The organism is Aeromicrobium sp. 636, from assembly GCF_024433585.1.
In the GTDB taxonomy this organism is placed as follows: Bacteria; Actinomycetota; Actinomycetes; order Propionibacteriales; family Nocardioidaceae; genus Aeromicrobium; species Aeromicrobium senzhongii.
In genome coordinates, this window is record NZ_WNJU01000001.1 from 112,163 (window position 1) to 129,628 (window position 17,466).

The 17,466-nt window shown below is 68.7% G+C and carries 11 protein-coding genes and 1 tRNA gene; 7 read left to right on the forward strand and 5 right to left on the reverse strand.

Going from position 1 to position 17,466, the window contains the following annotated elements; all coding sequences use genetic code 11:
• Window positions 1-48: 48 nt before the first annotated feature.
• The 3 genes from gltB to pyk all read left to right on the forward strand — a co-directional run bounded on the left by gltB (window position 49) and on the right by pyk (window position 7,575).
• On the forward strand, window positions 49-4,587 hold the full coding sequence (gene gltB, locus GL325_RS00620) for a glutamate synthase large subunit (RefSeq protein WP_154594781.1): 4,539 nt from the start codon (window positions 49-51) through the stop codon (window positions 4,585-4,587).
• On the forward strand, window positions 4,580-6,046 hold the full coding sequence (locus tag GL325_RS00625) for a glutamate synthase subunit beta (protein ID WP_187768293.1): 1,467 nt from the start codon (window positions 4,580-4,582) through the stop codon (window positions 6,044-6,046). Before gltB ends, GL325_RS00625 begins: the two co-directional genes overlap by 8 nt.
• Before the next feature lie 62 nt (window positions 6,047-6,108).
• Window positions 6,109-7,575 carry a pyruvate kinase gene (pyk, locus tag GL325_RS00630; RefSeq protein ID WP_187411401.1) on the forward strand — a complete coding sequence of 489 codons (1,467 nt, stop codon included), beginning with the start codon at window positions 6,109-6,111 and terminating at the stop codon, window positions 7,573-7,575.
• A gap of 91 nt (window positions 7,576-7,666) precedes the next feature.
• Here the strand turns inward: pyk and GL325_RS00635 are convergent.
• A tRNA-Leu gene (locus GL325_RS00635) sits at window positions 7,667-7,749 on the reverse strand.
• 28 nt (window positions 7,750-7,777) lie between these two features.
• Between GL325_RS00635 and GL325_RS00640 the strand changes: the two genes are divergently transcribed.
• Entirely contained in the window at window positions 7,778-8,386 is a 609-nt protein-coding gene (locus GL325_RS00640; protein WP_255467021.1) for an ANTAR domain-containing response regulator, read from the forward strand.
• 148 nt (window positions 8,387-8,534) lie between these two features.
• Window positions 8,535-9,794, forward strand: coding sequence for an ABC transporter substrate-binding protein (locus tag GL325_RS00645; RefSeq protein WP_154594782.1), 1,260 nt, complete (start codon window positions 8,535-8,537; stop codon window positions 9,792-9,794).
• A 141-nt stretch (window positions 9,795-9,935) separates the two neighbouring features.
• Here GL325_RS00645 and GL325_RS00650 read toward each other — a convergent pair whose 3' ends face one another.
• Genes GL325_RS00650 through GL325_RS00665 form a run of 4 tightly spaced genes read right to left on the reverse strand, consistent with a single transcriptional unit; the run spans window position 9,936 to window position 13,964 of the window.
• Window positions 9,936-10,730: an ABC transporter ATP-binding protein gene (locus tag GL325_RS00650; RefSeq protein WP_154594783.1), complete on the reverse strand. Its 795-nt coding sequence runs from the start codon at window positions 10,728-10,730 to the stop codon at window positions 9,936-9,938.
• Window positions 10,727-11,638, reverse strand: a complete 912-nt coding sequence (locus tag GL325_RS00655) for an ABC transporter ATP-binding protein (protein ID WP_154594784.1) — start codon at window positions 11,636-11,638, stop codon at window positions 10,727-10,729. Before GL325_RS00655 ends, GL325_RS00650 begins: the two co-directional genes overlap by 4 nt.
• Window positions 11,628-12,623, reverse strand: a complete 996-nt coding sequence (locus GL325_RS00660) for a branched-chain amino acid ABC transporter permease (protein WP_154594785.1) — start codon at window positions 12,621-12,623, stop codon at window positions 11,628-11,630. The genes GL325_RS00655 and GL325_RS00660 overlap by 11 nt, the downstream gene beginning before the upstream one ends.
• A gap of 3 nt (window positions 12,624-12,626) precedes the next feature.
• Window positions 12,627-13,964: a branched-chain amino acid ABC transporter permease gene (locus GL325_RS00665; protein ID WP_187768294.1), complete on the reverse strand. Its 1,338-nt coding sequence runs from the start codon at window positions 13,962-13,964 to the stop codon at window positions 12,627-12,629.
• Between the two features lie 209 nt (window positions 13,965-14,173).
• Here GL325_RS00665 and GL325_RS00670 point away from each other — a divergent pair, with 209 nt between their 5' ends.
• Together GL325_RS00670 and polA are read left to right on the forward strand one after the other, a co-directional pair.
• On the forward strand, window positions 14,174-14,773 hold the full coding sequence (locus tag GL325_RS00670; RefSeq protein WP_154594787.1) for a GNAT family N-acetyltransferase: 600 nt from the start codon (window positions 14,174-14,176) through the stop codon (window positions 14,771-14,773).
• Between the two features lie 31 nt (window positions 14,774-14,804).
• Window positions 14,805-17,465 (forward strand): DNA polymerase I, encoded by a 2,661-nt coding sequence (gene polA, locus GL325_RS00675; protein ID WP_187768295.1) that lies wholly within the window; start codon window positions 14,805-14,807, stop codon window positions 17,463-17,465.
• Window position 17,466 lies beyond the last annotated feature (1 nt).

The window sequence follows — 17,466 nt, forward strand, 5'->3', positions numbered from 1 at the left end:
CGTCCTCGCCCAGTGACTTTCCCCTTGGCATCGACGACAGGTTGTTTCATGGACCGTCCGCTCTTCTCCGCCGCGCCCCAGGCGCAAGGCCTCTACGACCCCGCCAACGAGCACGACAACTGCGGTGTCGCCTTCGTGGCGACGCTCACGGGTGTGCCCAGCAACGAGATCGTCCAGCACGGTCTGACCGCGCTGCGCAACCTCGACCACCGCGGCGCCGTCGGCGGCGAGCCGAACACCGGTGACGGTGCCGGCATCCTCATGCAGGTGCCCGACCGCTTCCTGCGCGGCGTCGCCCCGACCGAGCTGCCCGAGTCCGGCCACTACGCCGCCGGCATGGCGTTCCTGCCGCGCGACCGTGCCGACGAGGCCAAGGCCCAGGTCGAGGCCATCGCCGTCGAGGAGGGCCTCGAGGTCCTGGGCTGGCGCGAGGTGCCCGTCGTCCCGCACATCCTCGGCTCGATGGCGTACGCCGCGATGCCGGCCTTCGAGCTGTTCTTCGTGACCACCGCCGACCGCGAGGTGTCCGGGATCGGCCTGGACCGGCTGACCTACGCCGTCAACAAGCGCTCGCACCACGAGGCCGGCGTGTACTTCCCGTCGCTGTCGTCGCGCACGCTCGTCTACAAGGGCATGCTCACCACCGAGCAGCTCGACGTGTTCTTCCCCGACCTGCTCGACGAGCGCATGGAGTCGGCGCTGGCGATCGTGCACAGCCGCTTCTCGACCAACACGTTCCCGAGCTGGCCGCTGGCGCACCCGTTCCGCTACGTCGCGCACAACGGCGAGATCAACACCGCCCGCGGCAACCGCAACTGGATGCGCGCCCGCGAGGCGCTGCTCGAGAGCGACCTGATCCCCGGCGACCTCTCGCGACTGTTCCCGATCTGCAGCCCCGACGGCTCCGACACCGCGTCCTTGGACGAGGTGCTCGAGCTGCTGCACCTGGGTGGTCGCTCGCTGCCGCACGCGGTGATGATGATGATCCCCGAGGCGTGGGAGAACAACGCCGAGATGGATCCGGCCCGCCGCGCCTTCTACGAGTTCCACTCCACGGTCATGGAGGCCTGGGACGGCCCGGCCGCGGTGTGCTTCACCGACGGCACCCAGATCGGCGCGGTCCTGGACCGCAACGGACTGCGCCCGGGCCGTTTCGTCATCACCGAGGACGGCTTCGTCGTGCTCGCGTCCGAGGCCGGCGTCCTGGACATCGACCCGAAGACGATCGTCCGCAAGGGCCGGGTCGAGCCGGGCAAGATGTTCCTGCTCGACCTCGAGGAGCACCGCGTCGTCGAGGACCACGAGATCAAGGCGTCGCTCGCGAACGAGCACCCCTACGAGGAGTGGCTCTACTCGGGCCTCGTGCGCTTCGAGGACCTGCCCGACCTCGAGCACATCGTGCACAACCACGCCTCGGTCGCGCGTCGCCAGCAGGTCTTCGGCTACACCGACGAGGAGGTGCGCAAGCTGGTCGCGCCGATCGCGCGCACCGGCGCCGAGACGATCGGCTCGATGGGCACCGACACCCCGATCGCGGCCCTCTCGGACCGTCCGCGCCTGTTGTTCGACTACTTCAGCCAGCTGTTCGCCCAGGTGACGAACCCGCCGCTGGACGCCATCCGCGAGGAGGTCGTGACGTCGCTGGCCGGCACGATCGGCCCCGAGCGCAACCTGCTCGACCCCACGCCGGCCTCGTGCCGGATGCTGCAGCTGCCGTTCCCGGTGATCGACAGCGACGAGCTGGCCAAGATCCGCCACATGAACCGTGACGGCGACATGCCCGGCTTCAGCGTGCACGTCGTCCGCGGCCTGTACGACGTCCTGGGTGGGGGAGAGGCCCTGGCCCAGCGCCTCGACGAGATCTGCGCCGAGGTGTCGGACGCGATCGTCAACCGCGGCGCGCGCATCATCGTGCTGTCGGACCGTCACTCCAACGTCGACCTGGCCCCGATCCCGTCGCTGCTGCTGACCGGTGCGGTCCACCACCACATGGTCCGCGAGAAGCTGCGCACGCAGGCCGGCCTGCTGGTCGAGGCCGGCGACGTGCGCGAGGTGCACCACGTCGCGCTGCTGATCGGCTTCGGCGCGACCGCGGTCAACCCGTACCTGGCGCTCGAGACGGCGGAGGACCTCGCTCGCGAGGGCGTCTACGTCGAGGGCGTCGACCCCACGAAGGCTGCGCGCAACGTGGCCTACGGCCTGGGCAAGGGCGTTCTCAAGGTCATGAGCAAGATCGGCGTCTCGACGGTCTCGTCGTACACCGGCGCGCAGATCTTCGAGTGCATCGGCCTGTCCCACGAGGTCGTCGACCGGTACTTCACGGGCACCTCCAGCAAGCTCGGCGGCGTCGGCCTGGACGTCATCGCCCAGGAGGTCCACGCCCGGCACCTGAAGGCGTACCCGACCAAGGGCATCGCCAGCCCGCGTCGCCGCCTCGAGGTCGGCGGCGAGTACCAGTGGCGCCGCTTCGGCCCGGAGCACCTGTTCGACCCGGAGACCGTCTTCCGCCTGCAGCACTCCACGCGCACGGGCCGGTACGACGTCTTCAAGCAGTACACGCAGCGGATCGACGACCAGTCCAGCCGTCTCATGACCCTGCGCGGACTGATGAAGTTCAACTCCGACCGCCAGCCGATCTCGATCGACGAGGTCGAGCCGGTCAGCGAGATCGTCAAGCGGTTCTCGACCGGCGCGATGTCCTACGGGTCCATCAGCCAGGAGGCCCACGAGACCCTCGCGATCGCGATGAACCGCCTCGGCGGCAAGTCGAACACCGGTGAGGGCGGCGAGGATCCCGAGCGCCTCTACGATCCCGAGCGCCGCTCGGCGATCAAGCAGGTCGCCTCCGGCCGCTTCGGCGTCACCAGCGAGTACCTGACGAACGCGGACGACATCCAGATCAAGATGGCCCAGGGCGCCAAGCCCGGCGAGGGCGGCCAGCTGCCCGGACCGAAGGTCTACCCGTGGGTGGCCAAGACGCGGCACTCGACGCCGGGTGTCGGTCTGATCAGCCCGCCGCCGCACCACGACATCTACTCGATCGAGGATCTCAAGCAGCTGATCCACGACCTGAAGAACGCGAACCCCTCGGCCCGCGTCCACGTCAAGCTCGTCTCCGAGGTCGGCGTGGGCACGGTCGCGGCCGGCGTCTCGAAGGCCAAGGCCGACGTCGTGCTGATCTCCGGCCACGACGGCGGAACCGGCGCGTCGCCGCTCACGAGCCTCAAGCACGCGGGCGGTCCCTGGGAGCTCGGCCTGGCCGAGACCCAGCAGACGCTGCTGCTGAACGGCCTGCGTGACCGCATCGTGGTTCAGGTCGACGGTCAGCTCAAGACGGGCCGCGACGTCGTCATCGCCGCGCTGCTCGGCGGCGAGGAGTTCGGCTTCGCGACCGCGCCGCTGGTCGTGTCGGGCTGCATCATGATGCGCGTCTGCCACCTCGACACCTGCCCGGTCGGCGTCGCGACCCAGAACCGGTCGCTGCGCGAGAAGTACTCGGGCAAGGCCGAGTACGTCGTGAACTTCTTCGAGTTCATCGCCCAGGAGGTGCGCGAGATCCTGGCCGAGCTGGGCTTCCGCAGCATCGACGAGGCGGTCGGCCACGCCGAGGTGCTCGACGTCCGCGAGGCCGTCGACCACTGGAAGGCCAGCTCGCTGGACCTGACCCGCGTCCTGTACGTGCCCGAGCTGCCCGAGGGCGCCTCCTTGCGCTGCACGACGAAGCAGGAGCACGGCCTGGACCGCGCCCTCGACGTCGAGCTGATCGCCCTGGCCGGCGACGCGCTGGAGAAGGCCGAGCCGGTCCGCGCGCAGCTCGAGATCCGCAACGTCAACCGCACCGTCGGCACGATGCTCGGTCACGAGGTGACCAAGCGGTACCGCGGTGAAGGGCTGCCGGACGACACCATCGACATCACGTTCCTGGGGTCGGCCGGCCAGTCGTTCGGTGCGTTCGTCCCGCGCGGCATCACGCTGCGCCTGGAGGGCGACGGCAACGACTACGTCGGCAAGGGACTCTCGGGGGGCCGCATCATCGTGCGGCCGCCGCGCGAGTCGCAGTTCGCCGCCGAGGCGCAGATCGTCGCCGGCAACGTCATCGGCTTCGGTGCCACCGGCGGTGAGATCTTCCTGCGAGGCAAGGTCGGCGAGCGGTTCTGCGTGCGCAACTCGGGCGCCACCGCGGTCGTCGAGGGCGTGGGCGACCACGCGCTGGAGTACATGACCGGCGGCCGCGTGGTCATCCTCGGGCCGACGGGGCGCAACGTCGCCGCCGGCATGAGCGGTGGCTCGGCGTACGTGCTGGATCTCGACCCCGACGTGGTCAACCCCGAGATGGTCGAGCTGCGACCGGTCCCGGAGACCACGGGAGTCGAGTTGGAGGCCATCGTGCGCCGCCACCTGGAGGAGACGGGCTCGGCGGTCGCCGAGCAGCTCCTCCGGGACTGGCCGGCCAGCCTGGCCCGCATCACCGAGATCATGCCGGTCAACTACCGGCGCGTTCTCGAAGCCAAGGCGTCCGCGGAGTCCGAGGGACTCTCCGAGGACGAGACGACTGCACGGATGATGGAGGTGGCCGCACGTGGCTGATCCCCGAGGTTTCATGACCACGCCCCGCAAGGTGGCCGAGCGCCGCCCCGTCGAGGAGCGGGTGAAGGACTGGAACGAGGTCTATCCCGGCGGTGCCGGGCGAGCCCTGCTGCCGATCATCTCGGAGCAGGCCGGGCGCTGCATGGACTGCGGCATCCCGTTCTGCCACCAGGGCTGCCCGTTGGGCAACCTGATCCCCGAGTGGAACGACCTGGTCTGGCGCGACGACTGGGAGGACGCGATCGATCGCCTGCACGCGACGAACAACTTCCCGGAGTTCACCGGGCGGCTGTGCCCCGCGCCGTGCGAGACCGCCTGCGTCGTGGGCATCAACCGCGACCCGGTGACGATCAAGAACGTCGAGGTGTCGATCGCCGACAAGGCGTGGGACATGCACGCCGTCAAGCCCGAGACGCCCGAGTGGCTGACCGGCAAGACGATCGCGGTCGTCGGCTCCGGCCCGGCCGGACTGGCGGTCGCTCAGCAGCTCACGCGCGCCGGCCACACGGTCGCGGTGTACGAGCGTGACGACAAGGCCGGGGGACTGCTGCGGTACGGCATCCCCGAGTTCAAGATGGAGAAGTCGCACGTCGACCGTCGCATCAACCAGATGCAGCGCGAGGGCACCGTCTTCCGCACCGGCGTCGCCGTCGGCGAGGCCATCACCGGTCAGCAGCTGCGTGAGCGGTACGACGCGGTCGTCCTGGCGATCGGCTCGACCGTGCGTCGTGACCTGCCGGCGCCCGGGCGCGAGTTCGAGGGCATCCACCAGGCGATGGACTACCTGCCCCAGGCCAACCGCGTCGCGGTCGGCGAGACGGTCGAGGACCAGATCCTCGCGACCGGCAAGGACGTCGTCATCATCGGCGGCGGCGACACCGGCGCGGACTGCCTGGGCACGGCGATCCGTCAGGGCGCCCGCTCGGTCACCAGCCTGGAGATCATGCCGCGTCCGAGCGAGGAGCGGGCGGACGCCCACCCCTGGCCGACGTACCCGATGGTCTACCGCGTCGCCTCGGCCCACGAGGAAGGCGGCGAGCGGGTCTACGCCGTCAACACGAAGGAGTTCGTGGGCGACGACGACGGCCACGTGAGCGGTCTGCGGATCACCGAGGTCGAGCTGGTGGACGGTCGCTTCGAGGAGGTCGCCGGCACCGAGCGGGTGATCCCGGCGCAGTTGGTGCTGTTCGCGATGGGCTTCACCGGCCCGCAGCCCGAGGGCGTCGTCGAGCAGCTCGGCGTCGACCTCGACGAGCGGGGCAACATCAAGCGCGACCTGAACTACATGTCCAGTGTCGAGGGGGTGTTCGTCGCCGGTGACGCCGGTCGCGGCCAGTCGCTCATCGTGTGGGCGATCGCCGAGGGCCGTGGAGCCGCCGCCGGCGTCGACGCGTGGCTGACCGGTTCGACCACGCTTCCCACGCCGATTCCGCCGACCGCACGTCCTCTGACGGTGTGACCGGACCGAACCGCGGGTCCTGTGACTCGCGGTTCGGTTCGAGGCAGGGATAGGGTGAGAAGGTGCGTAGAGCCAAGATCGTCTGCACCCTCGGTCCTGCGACCGACACCGCCGAACGCATCCTCGAGCTGGCGATTGCCGGCATGGATGTCGCCCGACTCAACATGAGCCATGGCGAGCAGAGTGAGCAGCTCAAGCGGCTCACCCGGGTTCGCCAGGCCGCTGAGGCGACCGGCAAGGCCATCGCGGTGCTGGCCGACCTGCAAGGCCCCAAGATCCGGCTCGGCCGGTTCTCCGACGGACCCCATGAGCTCAATTTCGGCGACGAGTTCACCATCACCACGCGTGACGTCCCCGGTGACCGCGAAGTCTGCTCCACGACCTACTCGGGCCTGCCCGGTGACGTCCGGGCCGGCGACGAGATCCTCATCGACGACGGCAAGGTGCGTCTGCGCGCCGTCGGGGTGACCGACACCGACGTCGTGACGACCGTCGAGGTCCCCGGCGAGGTGAGCAACAACAAGGGCATCAACCTGCCCGGCGTCAACGTCAGCGTCCCCGCCATGAGCGAGAAGGACATCGACGACCTGCGCTGGGCCCTGCGCGCCGACGTCGACTTCATCGCGCTGTCGTTCGTGCGCAACGCCGAGGACGCGGCCGAGGTTCGCGCGATCATGGACGAGGAGGGCATCCACCGCCCGATCATCGCCAAGATCGAGAAGCCCCAGGCGGTCGAGAACCTCGACGAGATCGTCGACGCGTTCGACGGCTTCATGGTCGCCCGCGGCGATCTGGGCGTCGAGCTCCCGCTCGAGGACGTGCCGATCGTCCAGAAGCTCATCATCGAGAAGGCCCGCCGCAACGCCAAGCCGGTGATCGTGGCCACGCAGATGCTCGAGTCGATGATCTCGGCGCCGCGGCCCACCCGCGCCGAGGCCAGCGACGTCGCCAACGCCGTGCTCGACGGCGCCGACGCGGTCATGCTCTCGGGCGAGACGAGCGTGGGGCGCTTCCCGATCCAGACCGTGCGGATCATGTCGCGGATCGTCGCGTCCACCGAGGACCACGGCCTGCCGCGCATGGCCTCGTTCACGTGGGAGCCCCGCACCACGACGGGCATCATCTGCCGGGCGGCCTCGCAGGTCGCCGAGTCGGTCCAGGCCGAGCTGATGATCGCCTTCACCACGACGGGCGACTCCGCGCGTCGCATGGCGCGCTACCGCTCGTCGATCCCCGTCCTGGCGTTCACGCCGCACGTCCTCGTGCGCAACCAGCTGGCGCTCACGTGGGGCGTCGAGACGTTCCTGACCCCCGAGATCAGCCACACCGACCAGATCGCGCTGCAGGTCGACCGCGAGCTGCTCGGCCAGCAGCGGTGCGAGCAGGGTCGTCGCGTGGTGATCGTGGCCGGGGCGCCTCCGGGAATCCCCGGCTCGACCAACGCGCTGCGCGTGCACAAGATGGGTGACGCGATCAACCGCGTCGTTGCGGCCTACGATCCCGACGAGCTGCCCCCGCCGGTCAGCTGACGCTCGGCGATCCGGGGGACGCCGCCGTGTCAGGACAGGCGCGGTGGCGTGGGCGAACTCGGGAGAATCGGCTCCCTCGGGGAGCCATCGGTGCCGAGAGCGGGACTCGAACCCGCACGCCCTTTCGGACAATGGTTTTTGAGACCATCGCGTCTACCATTCCGCCATCTCGGCGCACCGCCGTGCCCGATAACCTTACGGTGTGACCGAATCAGTGCAGTCGACGCCCCCCACGCCGCGTGTCGTCATCGCAGAGGACGAGGCCCTCATTCGGATGGACCTCGCCGAGATGCTGGCCGAGCAGGGCTACGAGGTCGTGGGCGAGGCCGCCGACGGGCAGGCCGCCGTCGACCTCGCGCGTGAGCACCGCCCCGAGTTGGTGATGATGGACATCCAGATGCCCGGCGTGGACGGCATCACCGCCGCGTCCCAGATCGCCGCCGAGCGCATCGCCCCCGTCGTGATGCTGACGGCCTTCAGCCAGCGCGAGCTGGTCGAGCGCGCCAGTGACGCCGGGGCGATGGCCTACCTGGTCAAGCCGTTCACGGCCTCGGACCTGGTCCCGGCGATCGAGATGGCGCGCAGCCGCTACGCCGAGCTGCGGGCGCTCGAGGCCGAGGTGGGCGACCTGCACGAGCAACTGGCCACGCGCAAGGTCGTGGAGCAGGCCAAGTCGGTCCTGCAGGAGACGCTCGGACTGACCGAGGCGCAGGCGTTCCGCTGGATCCAGAAGACCGCCATGGACGTGCGCCTCTCGATGCGCCAGGTGGCCGAGGCCGTCATGGAGAATGGGCCGTCGTTGCAGGGTTGACGACCCAGTGTGACAACGGTTACAAGTTGGCTACGAAACGTTCCAATTACTCAACATGAGAGTTTTTGAAACCTCCGCACACTAGGTTTCATGTCACATCGTGCCGGGCGAACCGACCCGTGCTCGGATTGACTAACACGGAGGATTGATGAAGCGCTCCACCACGACGCTCCGTCTGGCCGCCCTGGCCAGCGCCAGCGCGCTCGTCCTCGCCGCCTGCGGCGGCGGCGACGACAGCTCTGACGACAAAGACAAGGAAGTTGCGAAGGGTGACGGCGAATTCGTCGTCGGCTCGCTGCTCCCGCAGACCGGCAGCCTCGCCTTCCTCGGCCCGCCGGAGTTCGCCGGCGTCGACCTCGCCGTCAAGGAGATCAACGAGGCCGGCGGTGTGCTGGGCAAGCCCGCCCGCCACGTCAAGGGCGACTCCGGTGACACCGACTCGGGCATCGCGCCCACCGAGACCGACAAGCTGATCAAGGCCGGTTCCGACGTCATCGTCGGTGCCGCCTCGTCCGGCGTCTCCATGACCGTCATCGACAAGATCCTCGGCGCCGGCGTCGTGCAGTACTCGCCCGCCAACACGTCGACCGACTTCGACACCGGCAAGTACGACAAGCCCGACCTGTACTTCCGTACGGCTCCGTCCGACATCCTCCAGGGCGCCGTCATGGCGAACCTGCTGGTCGAGGACAACCGCCAGAACGTCGCGATCCTGGCCCGCCAGGACTCGTACGGCGAGACGCTGGCCCAGGAGGTCAAGAAGGGCCTCGAGGCCGCCGGCTCCAAGGTCGCCGTCACGTCGTTCTACGGCGAGAAGGCCCCCTCGTACGACGCGCAGGTCGACGATGTCGCCGCGGCCAAGCCCGACGCCGTCGTGCTGATCGCGTTCGACGAGACCAAGAAGATCATCCCGCAGCTCGTCGGCAAGGGTGTCGGCCCGCAGGACGTCGCGACGTACTTCGTCGACGGCAACGTGGCCGACTACTCGGGTGACGGTTTCGCTGCGCAGCTCAAGGGCGTCAAGGGCACGGTCCCCGGCGCCGAGGCGGCCGGCGACTTCAAGAAGCGCCTGCTGAGCATCGACCCGAAGCTGAAGGACTACTCCTACGCGGCCGAGTCCTACGACGCGGTCGTCACGTCCGCCCTGGCTGCCATCGCGGCCAAGAACGACTCGGGCGAGGCTGTCGCCTCGGAGCTGGTCGAGGTCACCAAGGGCGGCGAGAAGTGCACGACGTTCAAGCAGTGCGCTGATCTGCTGGCCGACGGCAAGGACATCGACTACGACGGTGTCTCCGGCCCGATCGAGATGGGCGAGACGGGCAGCCCGACGTCCGCCTCCATCGGCATCTACCAGTACAACGGCAAGGGCACGTACGACTCCGTCAAGTACATCGCCGGTGACATCTGAGTCGATGACTCACTGTTGAGGTAGGCAGAAGGGCCCGGGGCATCAGCCTCGGGCCCTTCGTCTTGCCCGCCACGTGACGGACACCCATGACGAACGCCCCGCCTCCTGACGGAGACGGGGCGTTCGGTGGTGCTGGGGGAGTCAGCCGGCCTTCTTGCCCAGGGTGCCGAGGTAGAGCTCGATGACCTTGGGATCGTTCGCCAGCTCACGGCCCGTGCCGCTGTAGGCGGTGGTGCCCTGGTCGAGGACGTAGGCGCGGTCGCAGATCTGCAGGCAGCGACTGGCGTTCTGCTCGACCATGATGATCGAGACGCCGGCCTGGTTGATCTTGCGGGTCTGGACGAAGACCTCGTCCTGCATGACGGGGGAGAGGCCCGCCGAGGGCTCGTCGAGCAGCAGCACCGACGGGTCCATCATCAGGGCGCGACCCATCGCGACCATCTGGCGCTCGCCACCTGACAGCGAGCCGGCCCGCTGCTTGGCGCGCTGGCCCAGCGTCGGGAACAGGTCGGTCACGAAGGCGAAGCGGTCCTTGAACTTCGAGGGGGCCTGGTAGCAGCCCATCTCGAGGTTCTCCTCGATCGTCAGGCTCGGGAACACGTTGTTCGTCTGGGGGACGAAGCCGATGCCCTTGCTGACCAGCACGTCGGCACGCTGATTGGTGATCTCATCACCCTTCAGCAGCACGGTGCCCGAGTGGATCTTGACCAGGCCGAACAGGGCCTTGAGCAGCGTCGACTTGCCGGCGCCGTTGGGGCCGATGATGCCGACCAGCTCGCCGGGCTGGCAGTACAGGTCGGCGCCGTTGAGGATGTTCACGCCCGGCAGGTAACCCGCGATGAGGTTGTCGGCGCGGACAACGGCGCCGTCGGCACCGTCGAGGTGCTTGCGACGCTCGGACTCGGGCGTCTGAGGGGTGGGGATCGCGTCGCTCATGAATCGGCCTCCTCGGCCTTGATCTCGGCCTCGACCTCGGCCTCGAGGACGGACTCGTCCACCTCGCTGAGGTCGGTGTCGTGGTGGGCGCCCAGGTAGGCGTCGATGACACGCTGGTCGGCCATCACGGCCTCGGGTGTGCCCTCGGCGACGATCTGGCCCTGGGCCATGACGATGACCCAGTCGGAGATGTCGCGCACCATGTCCATGTCGTGCTCGACGAACAGGACCGAGCGGCCCTCGTCGCGCAACGACTTCACGTGCCCCAGCAGCGACTGCTTGAGGGCCGGGTTCACGCCGGCCATGGGCTCATCGAGCATGATCAGCTCGGGGTCGACCATGAGGGCGCGTGCCATCTCGAGCAGCTTGCGCTGACCGCCGGACAGCGATCCGGCGAAGTCCTCGCGCTTGGCGTCGAGCTTGAACCGGGCGAGCAGATCGTCCGCGCGAGCGGTGATCTCGTCCTCCTGGCTGCGCCAGAACGACTTGAAGATCGACGGGAAGAACTTCTCGCCGCGTTGGCCGGTGGCCCCCAGGCGCATGTTCTCGATGACCGTGAGCTTGGACAGCACCTTGGTCAGCTGGAACGTGCGCACCATGCCCAGTCGGGCGACCTTGTAGGCCGGCACCTTGGCGAGGGGCTGATCGTTGAAGGCCCACGACCCGCTGTCGGGGACGTCGAATCCCGTGAGCAGGTTGAACAGGGTCGTCTTGCCCGCGCCGTTGGGTCCGATGAGCGCCGTGATGACGCCACGCTGGATCTCGACGTGCTGGACGTCGACGGCCTTGAGGCCACCGAACGTGCGGGTGATGTCGTCGCCCACGACGATCGGGTCGGGCTTGCGCACTCCCGGATCGTTGGGCAGGGCGGCCAGTGCCGCGCGGGCACTGTTGAGGTCAACGGTCATCGAGCGCGATCTCCCTTCGATCGCCGAAGATCCCCTGAGGTCGGTAGATCATCAGCAGCATGAGGCCGAGGCCCATGAGGATGTAGCGGATGAGGCTGGCCTGCGTGTCGGTCATGACCGAGGCCGGGATCAACGGGTCGATGCCGCGCGTGGCCTGGCTGAAGAACTCGCCGAGGCCGCTGATGAGGAACCAGAAGATCATGGAGCCCACGACGGGGCCCAGGACGCGGGCCGCACCACCGATCAGCAACGCCGTGTAGGCGAAGAAGGTCAGGTTGGTGCTGTAGTCCGACGGGACGACCGAGCCCTGCTTCAGGGCGAAGAAGATGCCGCCCAGGCCGCCGATGACGCCACCGAGCATGAGCGCCTGCATCTTGTACAGGAACACGTTCTTGCCCAGCGAGCGCACGGCGTCCTCGTCCTCACGGATCGAGCGCAGGACGCGTCCCCAAGGGCTGCGCATGAGCGCCCAGGTCAGCAGGCAGCACAGCGCGACGGCGACCCAGCCGGCGGTCATCGCCCACAGGTCGTTGCGTCCCCAGGAGGCGAAGCCCAGATCGACGCCCGAGCTGTAGGGGTTGAGGTCGTTCCAGGTCTGCGTGAATCCGTTGAGACCGTTGGAGCCACCGAAGACCTTCTTGGTCTCGACGGCGCCGAAGACCAGGCGCAGGATCTCGGCCGCTGCGATCGTGACGATCGCGAGATAGTCCGCTCGCAGTCGCAGCGTGGGAACGCCGAGCACGAGGGCGAGCAACAGTGCCGCGAACAGGCCCGCCGCGATGCCGACCGGCAGCGGCAGGTCCAGCTGGACCATGGTCACGGCCAGGCCGTAGGCGCCGACGGCCATGAAGCCCGCCTGGCCGAAGTTCAGCAGGCCGGTGTAGCCGAAGTGGATGTTCAGGCCGATCGCGGCGAGTGCGAACACGATCGCCTGCGGGCCGAAGGCGTTCGAGAACGCCGCGTCGATGATGTTGCCGATGTCCATGGGTCAGCCGATCCTCTCCGCGCGGCCCAAGATGCCCTGCGGCCTGATGAGCAGGATGAGGATGAGCACGATGAGCGCGCCCACCTCCTTGATCGAGCTGGGGACGCCGAACAACGGCCCGACCTCGGTGATGATGCCGATGATCAGGGAGCCGAGGATGGCACCCCACACGGTGCCGAGCCCGCCCAGGACGCTCGCTGCGAAGACCATGAGCAGCAACTGGTAGCCCATCATGAAGTTGACCTGGCTGTTGACGCCGAGCAGGACTCCGGCCAGGGCCGTGAGGGCCGTGCCCAGGATCCAGACGTTCGAGATGACGCCGTCGACGCGCATGCCGGACGAGGCCGACAGCGCCGGGTTGTCCGAGACCGCACGCATCGCCTTGCCCAGGCGCGTGCGCGCCATGATCGTCGTGACGATGCCGATCGCCACGGCCGCGATGACCATGATCGCGATCTCCTTGTCCGACAGGTCGAACAGCCCGAAGTCGTGGGCCCGCTGCGACGTGTATTCGGTGTAGGAGCGCGTTCCGGCGCCGAAGAAGTACTGGTAGAGGTTACGCAGCAGCAGACCCAGGCCGATCGACACGATCATCATGGCGATCAGGCCGGTGCCGCGGTTCCGCAGCGGACGCCACAGGCCGCGATCCTGGAACCAGCCGAACACGCCGCCCGCGAGTATCGCGAGGACGCCGGCGAGGAGCAGCGGTAGGCCGAGGGTGACATTGAAGAGATACGCCGCGACTCCGCCGAAGGTGATCAGCTCACCGTGGGAGAAGTTCGTCAAGCCCGTCGTGCCGAAGATCAGCGAGAGGCCCAGAGCCGCCAGGGCGATGATGAGGCCGTACTTCACGCCCGAGATGAGACTGTCGACGAGTCGCTCGGCGAACGGGGTGGTCTCGACGACCTCGCCGTTCAACGGGAACGCGACGTTCTGTCCCGAAGCCAGGTTGACCGTGACGTCGAGCGTCTTCTTGCCGGTGAGCTTCACCTCGGCGGGCAGGGTGGACTCGTCGATGGAGACCGCGTACTTGCCCTTGCCGGGGATGGCGATGGCCGCCACACCCATGTCGTTGGTGACGCCCCGTCCGATCTCGGTGTCGGATTCGTCCGACACGGTGACCGTGACGTTCGGTACCGGGGGCGGGTTGTCGCCGGCCTTGCCACCCTTCTGGTCGAGCAGCCGTACCCGGATCGCTGCTCCCGTCACGGGAGCGTCCGAGGCCGGTGCCGAGGCACTGGGCTGGGGGGAGGGGGACGTGGTCTCGGCGGACGCGGGGTTCGCAAGAAGCACGAGCCCGGCCGTCATCACCCAGAACAGCGCCGCTGTTCGCAGTCGCACACATTCTCCTGTCGGTGTCTGCGCACCGGTCGGGCACGCCAGAGTCGATCCCGAAGAGCATAGCCATGTGAACGTCCCGGCGGCGGGCTCTCGAGGATCCCTTTGGTAACAGTTCGGTTTCGATTCGGGTCGCGCCGGGTCATTCCCAGGCACCGGCGTGGGGGCGTAGGCTGTCGACGTCCCCGTCCCCCGCCCGGAGGTTCACGTCGATGGCATTGCGCCAGCCCATCGAGATCCGCGATGTCGAGCTCGACGACGCCGCCTCGCTGATCGAGCTCTGGGTCGCGTGCGCCGAGGCGGTCAGCGACGAGGGATCCGAGGCCTACACCCAGCAGACCCTGTGGCGCTGCCCCGACGAGGCCGAGGCCCGTGCCGCGATCGAGTTCAACGCCCGCGAGCACCGCCGCCGGCTGATCGTGGCCCTCGTGGGCGGCGAGCTGGTCGGAGCCGTGGCGGCCGACCTCGCGACACTGAACCCGATCACGATGTGCAAGGTCATGATCGTCACCGATCTGCAGGTCAAGCCGAGCCATCGCCGGCGCTCCATCGCGTCGAGCCTGCTCTCGGTGGTCGCCGCGTACGCGGAGGAGCAGGACTGCGAGCTGGTCCTGGCCAACTCCGCGGCCCACGCCCGCGAGCCCAACCGGTACCTGACGAAGCTCGGCTTCAACCAGATCGCCGTGCTGCGGGCGATCCCCTTGGGCAAGCTCAACGCCCGCCTGGCGACCAAGTCCTCCGGCTCGCGCGAGACCGGGCGTCTGCTCGCCGTCCGTCGCTCGCTGCGGCGGCGTGCCGCCGTCCGAGGCTGACGCTGTCGGACCGGCCGACTAGGGTCGTGGGGTGGACCGACTCCTGCTGATCGACGGCCATTCGGTGGCCTATCGCGCCTTCTTCGCACTCCCGGTCGAGAACTTCGCGACCTCCACGGGACAGAGCACGAACGCCGTCTTCGGCTTCACCTCGATGCTCATCAACGTCCTGCGCGACGAGGCGCCCACCCACGTGTGCGTCGCCTTCGATCTGTCGCGTCAGTCGTTCCGCACCGAGGAGTACGCCGAGTACAAGGCCAACCGGTCGAAGTCGCCCGAGGAGTTCTCCGGCCAGGTCGCCCTGGTCAAGGAGGTGCTCGACGCGATGGACATCCGCCACGTCGACAAGGCCGGCTACGAGGCTGACGACATCATCGCGACCCTCGCGACCCGCGCCGAGGCCGCCGGCATGGAGGTCCTGGTCTGCTCCGGCGACCGTGACGCGATCCAGCTCGTCACCGACCAGGTGACGCTGCTGTACCCGCGCAAGGGCGTGTCGGACCTGGCCCGGATGACGCCGACGGCCGTGCAGGAGAAGTACGGCGTCCTGCCGGAGTTCTACCCCGACATCGCCGCGCTCGTGGGCGAGACCAGCGACAACCTGCCGGGCGTGCCCGGCGTCGGTCCCAAGACCGCCGCCAAGTGGATCAACGGCTACGGCAGCCTCGACGCGCTGATCGGCCACGTCGACGAGGTCCCGGGCAAGGCGGGGCAGTCGCTGCGCGACCACCTCGACTCGGTCCTGCGCAACCGTCGGCTCAACGCGCTGGTGCGCGACCTCGACCTGCCGCTCGGGCCGGCCGACCTCACGCTCGACACCGCGTTCGACCGCGAGAAGGTGCACACGGTCTTCGACTCGCTGGAGTTCACCGCACTGCGCGATCGCCTCTTCACCACGTTCCCCGGCACCACCGACGAGGTCGAGCCCGAGGCGGGCTTCGACCTCGCGGGCCGGGTGCTCGGTCCCGGCGAGGTCGCCGCGTGGCTCGAGCAGCACGCCGTCGGCGACGTCGGCCTGCACGTCCAGGGATCGTGGGGCCGCGGCGGGGGCGACGTGATCGCGATGGCACTGGCCACGCAGGACGAGGCGGCCTGGCTCGACCTGGCCGAGCTGACGCCGCAGGACGAGTCCGCCCTGGGCGAGTGGCTCGCCGATCCCACCCGCGGCAAGGTCCTGCACGACGCCAAGGGCCCGATGCTGGCGCTGGCCGATCGCGGGTGGACCCTGCGCGGCCTGGCCGCCGACACCGCGCTCTCGGCGTATCTCGTGCGTCCCGACCAGCGGTCGTACGACCTGGCCGACCTGTCGGTCCGCTACCTCAAGCGCGAGCTGCGCGACGACGCCGCCGACAGCGGCCAGCTCTCCCTCGACACCGACGACGACGCCGAGATCGCGATGTTGCGGGCGCGCGCCACACTCGACCTGTCCGTGGCCCTGGCCACCGAGGTCGAGCAGTCCGGCGGCACCAAGCTGCTGGCCGACGTCGAGCTGCCCCTGGTCTCGACGCTGGCCCGGATGGAGCGGGCGGGGATCGCCGTCGACGACGATGCACTGCTCACCCTCGAGTCGGAGTTCGCGTCCCGCGCCCAGCAGGCCGCCGATGCGGCCTACGCGTCGATCGGTGGCAAGGAGATCAACCTCGGTTCGCCCAAGCAGTTGCAGGTCGTGCTGTTCGACGAGCTCGGCATGCCCAAGACCAAGCGCACCAAGACCGGTTACACGACCGACGCCGACTCGCTGCAGCAGTTGTACGCCAAGACGGGGCACCCGTTCCTCGAGCACCTGCTGGCGCACCGGGACGTGACGAAGCTGCGTCAGACGGTCGAGACCCTGCGCCGCTCGATCTCCGACGACGGCCGGATCCACACGACCTACGCCCAGACCATCGCGGCCACCGGACGGCTCAGCTCGAACGATCCGAACCTGCAGAACATCCCGATCCGCACGGCCTCGGGCCGGCGCATCCGCGAGGCGTTCGTCGTCGGCGCGGGGTACGACACGCTGCTCACGGCCGACTACAGCCAGATCGAGATGCGGATCATGGCCGACCTGTCCGAGGACGCGGACCTGATCGAGGCGTTCAACTCCGGTGAGGACTTCCACACCGTGATGGCGGCCAAGGTGTTCGAACGCGATCCCGAGGACATCGACACCGAGCTTCGGGCCCGGATCAAGGCGATGAACTACGGTCTGGCCTACGGCTTGTCGGCGTACGGGCTCAGCCAGCAGCTGTCGATCTCGACCGGCGAGGCGCAGGGCCTGATGGACGACTACTTCCAGCGTTTCGGCGGCGTCCGCGACTACCTGCGCGGGCTGGTCGACGAGGCGCGGCAGACGGGCTTCACCGAAACGATCATGGGCCGGCGCCGCTACCTGCCGGATCTGCAGAGCGACAACCGCCAGCGCCGCGAGATGGCCGAGCGGATGGCCCTGAACGCCCCGATCCAGGGATCGGCGGCCGACATCATCAAGGTCGCGATGCTCAACGTCGAGCGGGCCATCGACGAAGCCGGGCTGTCGTCGCGGATGCTCCTGCAGGTCCACGACGAACTGGTGCTCGAGACGACCGACAGCGAGCTCGAGCAGCTCACGGCGCTCGTCCGTCGTGAGATGGCTGCGGCGGCCGACCTGTCGGTCCCGCTCGACGTCTCGGTCGGCGTGGGGCGGACCTGGCACGAGGCCGGCCACTAGT